The sequence below is a fragment of the Vibrio sp. 2134-1 genome, assembly GCF_033339495.1.
The window spans coordinates 1-653 of record NZ_JAWOUS010000527.1 but is presented as its reverse complement, the minus strand read 5'-3'; the positions used below and the strand labels follow the sequence as shown (position 1 = coordinate 653).

Below are 653 nucleotides of genomic sequence, written 5' to 3'. Positions count from 1 at the left end.
GCCCACCACTGCGGATATTGTGGTTGCGGTCGTTGGCATGATATTGCTACTTGAAGCGACTCGTCGTGCATTAGGGCCTCCGCTAATGGTTGTGGCCGCCGTGTTCCTGACTTACACATTTGCTGGCCCATACATGCCAGATGTCATAGCCCACAAAGGCGCAAGCTTAGGTAAAGCGATGTCGCATCTGTGGCTAACCACCGAAGGGGTATTTGGTGTTGCGTTAGGTGTATCCACTTCTTTCGTATTCTTGTTTGTACTGTTTGGCGCGATGCTAGAGCGTGCGGGTGCAGGTGCTTACTTCATTAAAGTCGCATTTTCTCTACTTGGTCATATGAAAGGCGGCCCAGCTAAAGCCGCCGTTGTCGCATCTGGTCTATCGGGTCTGGTTTCAGGCTCATCGATCGCAAACGTCGTAACCACGGGTACTTTTACCATTCCATTGATGAAACGAGTCGGCTTCCCGGGCACAAAAGCGGGTGCCGTTGAAGTGGCAGCGTCAACCAATGGTCAGCTCACCCCGCCAATCATGGGCGCGGCAGCATTTTTGATGGTGGAATACGTCGGGATTTCTTACGTAGAGGTTATCAAAGCGGCATTACTTCCAGCGCTGATTTCCTACATCGCGTTGATTTACATCGTTCACCTTGAAG

At 51.5% G+C, this 653-nt stretch carries 1 protein-coding gene; it reads left to right on the top strand.

Annotated features, from left to right (window positions below; genetic code table 11):
- Positions 1–653: TRAP transporter permease (locus tag R7R78_RS27025; RefSeq protein WP_225474723.1), on the top strand; the 653-nt coding region annotated here is incomplete at both ends.